This is a genomic window from Pedobacter sp. 10L46_2 (assembly GCF_056395165.1).
In genome coordinates this window covers 1-7,081 of sequence record NZ_JBFTIZ010000221.1, presented here as the reverse complement: position 1 = coordinate 7,081, position 7,081 = coordinate 1, and the positions used below count along the sequence as shown (strand labels likewise).

8 protein-coding genes and 1 pseudogene are annotated in these 7,081 nt (G+C 39.8%); 1 reads left to right on the top strand and 8 read right to left on the bottom strand.

Going from position 1 to position 7,081, the window contains the following annotated elements; genetic code table 11:
* The 8 genes and pseudogenes from AC1DDX_RS19660 to sufB form a co-directional block, all read right to left on the bottom strand.
* A pseudogene (locus AC1DDX_RS19660) lies at positions 1 to 183 on the bottom strand (PepSY-like domain-containing protein); the annotation flags it as partial.
* Between the two features lie 98 nt (positions 184 to 281).
* Positions 282 to 755 carry an RrF2 family transcriptional regulator gene (locus AC1DDX_RS19655; RefSeq protein ID WP_172663811.1) on the bottom strand — a complete coding sequence of 158 codons (474 nt, stop codon included), beginning with the start codon at positions 753 to 755 and terminating at the stop codon, positions 282 to 284.
* Positions 756 to 766: 11 nt separating this feature from the next.
* A complete protein-coding gene (locus AC1DDX_RS19650) occupies positions 767 to 1,081 on the bottom strand; it encodes an iron-sulfur cluster assembly protein (RefSeq protein WP_337715188.1) in 315 nt (104 codons plus the stop codon).
* A gap of 11 nt (positions 1,082 to 1,092) precedes the next feature.
* Positions 1,093 to 1,542: a SufE family protein gene (locus tag AC1DDX_RS19645; RefSeq protein ID WP_288882334.1), complete on the bottom strand. Its 450-nt coding sequence runs from the start codon at positions 1,540 to 1,542 to the stop codon at positions 1,093 to 1,095.
* Positions 1,542 to 2,756: a cysteine desulfurase gene (locus tag AC1DDX_RS19640; RefSeq protein WP_337715186.1), complete on the bottom strand. Its 1,215-nt coding sequence runs from the start codon at positions 2,754 to 2,756 to the stop codon at positions 1,542 to 1,544. The genes AC1DDX_RS19645 and AC1DDX_RS19640 overlap by 1 nt, the downstream gene beginning before the upstream one ends.
* Position 2,757: 1 nt before the next feature.
* Positions 2,758 to 4,059 (bottom strand): Fe-S cluster assembly protein SufD, encoded by a 1,302-nt coding sequence (gene sufD, locus AC1DDX_RS19635; protein WP_337715184.1) that lies wholly within the window; start codon positions 4,057 to 4,059, stop codon positions 2,758 to 2,760.
* 23 nt (positions 4,060 to 4,082) lie between these two features.
* Positions 4,083 to 4,847, bottom strand: a complete 765-nt coding sequence (sufC, locus tag AC1DDX_RS19630; RefSeq protein ID WP_048904523.1) for a Fe-S cluster assembly ATPase SufC — start codon at positions 4,845 to 4,847, stop codon at positions 4,083 to 4,085.
* A gap of 17 nt (positions 4,848 to 4,864) precedes the next feature.
* On the bottom strand, positions 4,865 to 6,310 hold the full coding sequence (gene sufB / locus AC1DDX_RS19625; RefSeq protein WP_172663807.1) for a Fe-S cluster assembly protein SufB: 1,446 nt from the start codon (positions 6,308 to 6,310) through the stop codon (positions 4,865 to 4,867).
* Between the two features lie 171 nt (positions 6,311 to 6,481).
* Here sufB and AC1DDX_RS19620 point away from each other — a divergent pair.
* Positions 6,482 to 7,081, top strand: a 600-nt coding sequence (locus tag AC1DDX_RS19620; protein WP_477622448.1) for a DUF6597 domain-containing transcriptional factor, incomplete at its 3' end; no start/stop codon positions are given.

The following is a 7,081-nucleotide window of genomic DNA, read 5'->3' as shown; positions in this document are numbered from 1 at the left end:
GGCTATGTCAAATTCGACATTATATAAGTCGCCTTTTCTTTCCCATTCTACTCTTGTAGCTTTTGGAAACGACTTGTTAAAAGCGTTTAATACAGCAGGAGGAACCTCACTAACGGTTATATCCTGAGCGTAGGATAAGCCAGAAATAAGCAAGCAAACCGCAAACAGTAGTATCTTTTTCATAATAAGTTGAATTAGTGTTTTAACTATAACAAAGGAAAAGGGAAAATCTCCTGAGAAAATGAAAAAAAGTTATTCAAATACTATAGCAAGATGCTAAATTATAGTTTAGCCGTTCTTAGGGCATTTATTTTGTTGATGATCTGAAGGTTAGATTCCTGCTCTGTACTAATCAATTCTTTAAGTGAAATATGATCCAATAACTGATCAACAGATAACTGGATCATTTGCCATAAAGAACGCACAGAACAATCTACAGAGTTGGTGCATAGTTTTAATGATCCGGAGTAGTCCTCACAGAACTTATTGCTGTATAGAGAACCGCCAAGCACCTTCATCACCTGATTAATGTTTATGTCTTCGGCAGGCTTAGCTAAAATATACCCCCCCTTATTACCTGGTGTACTGTTTATGTAACCCGCAAGACGAAGCGTACGGGTAAGCTTGGCCACATAGGCAGCAGAAAGTCCCTCTGCATCGCTAATCATAGGAATGCTTGCTCCTTCTTTATCACCATGTCGGGCTATGTGGAGTAGTATCCTTAAGCCATATTCTTCCTGAGCAGTAATTTTCATTGTTCTTATTATTACATCATTCCTAATTCGAGCCGTGCTGTTTCCGACATCATGTCTCTGTTCCAGGCAGGTTCCCAGGTTACAATTACAGTAACCTCATTTACACCTTCAATTTCTTTTACCTTTTGCTCTACTTCTAAAGGGATAGATTGTGCAGCAGGGCATCCGGGAGCGGTAAGCGTCATCACAATCTGCACGTTGTTTAGCGGAGGCAATATCTCTGTTTCATAGATAAGCCCCAGTTCATAAATACTTACAGGAATTTCAGGATCGTAAATGGTTTGTAAACAATCAATCACTTTCTGCTTTAATTCTTCTTTATCCATGACCTTTTAATTTATTTATGATCAGTTTTTTGACTGTTAATCGCCTGAAAAGCGATAGCGTAATTTTTCATTTGTTTTATCATTGACAGTAAACCGTTAGAACGGGTCTGTGCCAAATGGGTCATCATGCCGATCTCTCTTATAAAATCCAATCGGGCGTCAATAATTTCAGTAGGGGTATGGCCAGATAGTACCTTTATAAGCATACTGATCAAACCTTTTACAATTATTGCATCACTATCGGCCTTAAAAAATACACGGCCATCATTATAGGAGGCCACCAGCCACACGGTACTCTGGCATCCCTTTATTTTGTTTTCATCAAGCTTATGCTCATCCTCCAGAACAGGCAACTTTTTGCCCATATCAATAATGTACTCGTACTTGTCTTCCCATGAATCAAACAATGCAAAGTCCTCAATTATCTCTTTTTCTATTTCATGTATCGGCTTAATATTCATTATGAAAGCATTTTTATGGTTTTATGCAAACCTGTAATCAGTGCATCTATTTCTTCTTTTTGGTTGTAAAGGGCAAAGGATGCTCTTATAGTGCCCGGAATGCCAAAGCGTGCCATTAACGGCTGTGTGCAATGATGTCCTGTTCTAACTGCAATTCCTTGATTGTCCAGCAAAACGCCAACATCCTGAGGGTGTACACCTTTAATAATAAAAGAGATCAGGCTTACCTTTTCTTTGGCATTGCCAATAATTTTAAGACCCGGAATGGCTTGGAATTGAGCTGTAGCATAAGCAAGTAATTCTTCTTCATGGGCTCTTATAGTAGCTTTTCCGGTTTCTTTAATAAAATCTAGTGCTGCTTTTAATGCAATGGTATCGGCTATGTTTGGTGTACCTGCTTCATATTTATAAGGCAGATCATTATAGGTAGTTTTTTCGAAGGTAACTTCCTTGATCATCTCGCCGCCACCTTGAAAAACAGGCATGCTTTCGAGTAACTCTTTCTTACCGTAAAGCACACCAACACCTGTTGGCCCATATACTTTATGACCAGAGAAAGCGAAAAAATCGCAATCCATTTCATGTACATTGATATCAAGATGTACAGCTGACTGTGCACCATCTATCAATACTTTAGCACCAACCTGATGCGCTGCTTCAATGATCTCTTTAATCGGGTTAACTGTACCTAATGAGTTTGAAACATGAACAACAGAAACCAACTTGGTTTTGCTGTTAAGCAAAGCTTTGTAGGTATCCATTACAAGCTCGCCATTATCGTTAACAGGAATAACTTTTAAAACAGCACCTTTTTCTTCGCAAAGTATTTGCCATGGAACGATGTTAGAATGGTGCTCCATGCCAGAAATAATAATCTCATCGCCCGTTCCTATGTTTTGCCGGCCCCAGGTATATGCAACCAGGTTAATCCCTTCTGTAGTGCCTCTTGTAAAGATGATTTCTTCTTCAGATACTGCACCTATAAACTCTTGTGCAGTACGACGGGTAGCCTCATAAGCCATAGTGGCTTCTTCTGCAAGGGTATGGATCCCTCTGTGTATGTTGGCATTGTAATGCGTGTAATAATGTGTAAGCGCATCAATAACCACTTGCGGTTTTTGAGAAGTGGCAGCATTGTCAAAATACACCAAAGGTTTGCCCTTAACCATGCGGTTAAGTATTGGGAACTGCTGTCTGAGATCTAAAATGGCCATGTTATTGAATTGCTAAATGTTCATAGATAAGTTTAGATACGTAAGAACGTAAAGGTTCCGGCTTGATCTGGTCAACGATATCAGCAGCAAAAGCTTGTAGTAAAAGCACTTCAGCGCTTTCTTTTGGAATGCCCCTTGCCCTCAGATAAAACATTGCTTCTTCATCTAGCTGACCTATGGTGCAACCATGTGAGCATTTAACGTCATCTGCAAAAATCTCTAGCTGCGGTTTTGTATTTATGGTTGCATTCTCTGATAGCAGGATGTTCTTGTTGCTCTGGTAAGCATTGGTTTTTTGTGCATTGGGTTGAACCATAATGCGGCCATTAAAAACGGCCGTAGAGGTATCGTCAGCAATTCCTTTGTATAATTGATTGCTAAAGCAATTTGGTTTTAAATTGTCTATCAGTGTATGGTTATCAGCATGGCTTTTGCCTTTTAACAGGTACAAACCATAAAGATGGGTTTCATTACCAGCGGCATCAAGCACCAGATTCATATTGTTACGTACTATGCCTCCGTTTAGTGTAATGGTTACCGTGTGTACATAGCTTCGTCCAATTTGTCTGATATGAGTGCTGTTTACCTGGCTGGCATTTGCGGTATCATTTTGAATCTTATAATACTCTACATATGCATTCTCTTTAACTACTACTTCCATTACCTGGTTGTTAAAACTGTCTGACGCACCAAGCGTAGTATAGCTTTCGGTTATTTGTAGTCTGCTATTTTCGTCAGCCAAGACCAGACTCCTCGGTTGCGCAAGGGCCGGATTTTGCCTCGCATCTAAAATATGATAGCAATAGACAGGATGTTCTGGTTCTTTGCCCTTTAAGACATGAACGAAAACACCACCATTGATAAAAGAAGTATTTAAGGCATGAATGCCATCGTTTAAGTAATTACTGCTTTGGTTTAAGTGTGCAGCGACTATTTCTTTATATTCTCCCTTAGCAGCTTCTTCAAGGGGCAATACTACAAGGTCTGTGGTGCCGGAACGGATGGTAGAAAGGTTAGCTATAAAGCGTCCATTTACAAACACTAGCTCATTTGCTTGTTTGTAGCCCGGTAATCTGATAGTGTTCACATCCGCCAAAGTAATTGTGGAGTTTTCTGCTATTAGATATTCTTTGTCGAACAGGCTACTTACGTTTGTATATTTCCAGTCTTCATCGCGATATGTTGGAACGCCATCTTTAGTGAATGCATCAAATCCATTCTGCCTCAAATCGGCAATTGTGTCATTCGGATTTGCTTCCTGCAGCTGTTCAAACTGATCTTTAAAATAAGTTATATTGTTCATTGTAAAGTCTTTTAAATGGACTGCTATTGATTGGCAGCTAAATCAACCTCATCAGTGATGAAGTCGTATCCTTTTTCTTCCAGTTCAAGCGCCAGTTCTTTAGTGCCCGATTTAACAATGCGGCCATTGTAAAGTACATGTACATAATCTGGCTGGATATAATCAAGCAAACGTTGATAGTGGGTGATCAGCAATATTGCGCGATCGGGGCTTCTGAGCTTGTTGATGCCATTTGCAACTATGCGAAGTGCATCAATGTCCAGGCCTGAATCAGTCTCGTCCATGATTGCGAGTTTGGGTTCAAGCATAGCCATTTGGAAAACCTCGTTACGTTTTTTCTCTCCACCAGAAAAACCTTCGTTGATGGAACGGCTCAATAAACGCTGATCTATTTCGACCAAAGCCATCTTTTCTTTCATCATCTTTAAAAAAGCAACGGCATCAAGAGGTTCCTGACCAAGGTATTTGCGCTTTTCATTTACAGCAGCTTTTATAAAGTTGGTGGTACTTACACCTGGTATTTCTACCGGATATTGAAAGGCAAGGAACAGACCTTCGCGAGCCCTGTCCTCGGTTGATAGTTCCAACAAGTCTTTGCCTAAGAAAGAAACGGCTCCTTCTGTAACTTCATATTCTTCTCTGCCGGCAAGTACAGAGGCAAGCGTACTTTTTCCGGAACCATTTGGGCCCATAATAGCATGTACTTCCCCTGGTTTAATATCGAGGTTAATTCCTTTTAAAATTTCTCTTCCGTCGATGTTTGCGTGTATATTCTTTACTGATAGCATAATTCTTATAATTTTTTTTAACCTACACTGCCTTCCATGCTGATGGCTAGTAGTTTCTGTGCTTCAACGGCAAATTCCATTGGCAGCTGATTCATTACTTCTTTGGCAAAGCCGTTTACAATAAGAGCCACTGCGGTTTCTGCATCAATGCCTCTTTGTTTGCAATAAAAGAGCTGATCTTCTCCAATTTTTGAAGTAGTTGCTTCATGCTCTACAATTGCGGTTTTATTTTTAACTTCTATGTAAGGGAAGGTATGTGCCCCGCATTTATCGCCTAGCAGTAAAGAGTCGCACTGCGAATAATTACGTGCATTAGTGGCTTGTTTGCTGGCTCTAACCAATCCTCTGTAACTGTTTTGACTATGTCCGGCAGAGATTCCTTTAGACACTATTCTGCTCCTTGTATTTTTACCAAGGTGAATCATTTTTGTACCTGTGTCGGCCTGTTGATGGTTGTTTGTAAACGCCACCGAATAAAATTCACCTATAGAGTGATCTCCTTTTAGGATTACACTAGGATATTTCCAGGTAATTGCTGAGCCTGTTTCGACCTGTGTCCAGGAGATTTTAGAATGATCGCCCTTACACATGCCACGTTTAGTTACGAAGTTGTATATACCGCCCAAGCCATTTTTGTCGCCAGGATACCAATTTTGTACAGTTGAGTATTTGATTTCTGCCTTTGTATGGGCTACAAGTTCTACCACAGCTGCGTGCAACTGATTTTCATCACGCATCGGGGCGGTACAACCTTCCAGATAGCTTACGTAGCTTTCATCTTCGGCGATAATTAAGGTACGTTCAAACTGACCCGCATTTTCTGTATTGATGCGGAAATAGGTTGAAAGTTCCATTGGGCAACGGACTCCTTTTGGGATATAGCAGAACGAGCCATCGGTAAATACCGCAGAATTTAACGCTGCGAAATAGTTATCCGTCATAGGTACTACCGATCCAAGGTATTTTTTTACCAATTCGGGGTGTAGCTGTATAGCTTCGCTGATTGAGCAAAAGATAACCCCGATTTCCGAAAGTTGTTCTTTAAATGAGGTAGCAATAGAAACGCTATCCATTACCACATCTACAGCTACTCCTGTAAGTCGTTTTTGTTCGTTCAGAGAAATCCCAAGCTTCTCAAATGTAGCCAGCAACTCCGGATCGGCCTCATCAAGGCTGTTCAGCTGCTTTTTAGGCTTAGGAGCCGCATAATATATTATATCCTGATAATTGATTATAGGGTACTTAACATTTGACCATTTTGGTTCCTCTAGCTTTAACCAGTGGTTATAAGCTTTAAGTCGCCAATCCAGCATCCATTCCGGTTCGTTCTTCTTATTCGAGATAAGTCGGATGGTGTTTTCGCTAAGGCCCTTGGCAATTACGTCTGTATCTATGTCTGTTACAAATCCGTATTTGTATTCGGTTAATACGGCCTGTTCCAGAGTATCTGGTTTTTCTTTCATGATAGCCTATATTAATTGTTGAAATATTAATATATATCAAAGATACGGGGTATTTACTATTTGTACAAAATAGTATAAACAGCGTAATGTAATAATTGACAAACAGATTAAGAATTATGACTTTACAAATTATTTGTAATTTTATGCTAACAGCTGAGTCAAACAAATAGAATGAATTGCAAACTGGTACAGCCGCCTGATTATCTTAAAAGATATGTTCGCTACTTCTGGATTTTAGAGGGCGGAAATAATGGTTGCGCACCTACAACATTTGTTGCACTTCCAGATGGGTGTCCGGGAATGATTTTTGGACAGGCAGAGGAGGGGACCTTTTCGGAATCTCATGATTACAAATTGCCGGAAGTGTTTTTATACGGACAAACAACTAAACACACGGAAATCCGTACGGCAGGAAAATTCAATACTATTGGGGTCTACTTTTATCCGGATGCAATAAAATCTATATTTGGGTTTAGTGCTGTTGAAATTACAAATACTTGTTTAGATGTAGATCTGACATCAAAAAAGACGGATTACAACTTATCAGAAAGACTTTTGAATGCCTCATCTCAGGCTCATCAAATAGAACTTATCTCAGGCTACCTGATTAATTTGATTGCTAAAAACAGGAATGTTCCTGATGATTTAACACAGCATGCCGTATCTAAAATGATCAGTTCAAATGGTAATATTACTTTAAAAGAGTTGCAACAGGATTTAAGATTATCTGAAAGAAGTTTTGAGCGGAGGTTTAACCAGCATATTGGTGTC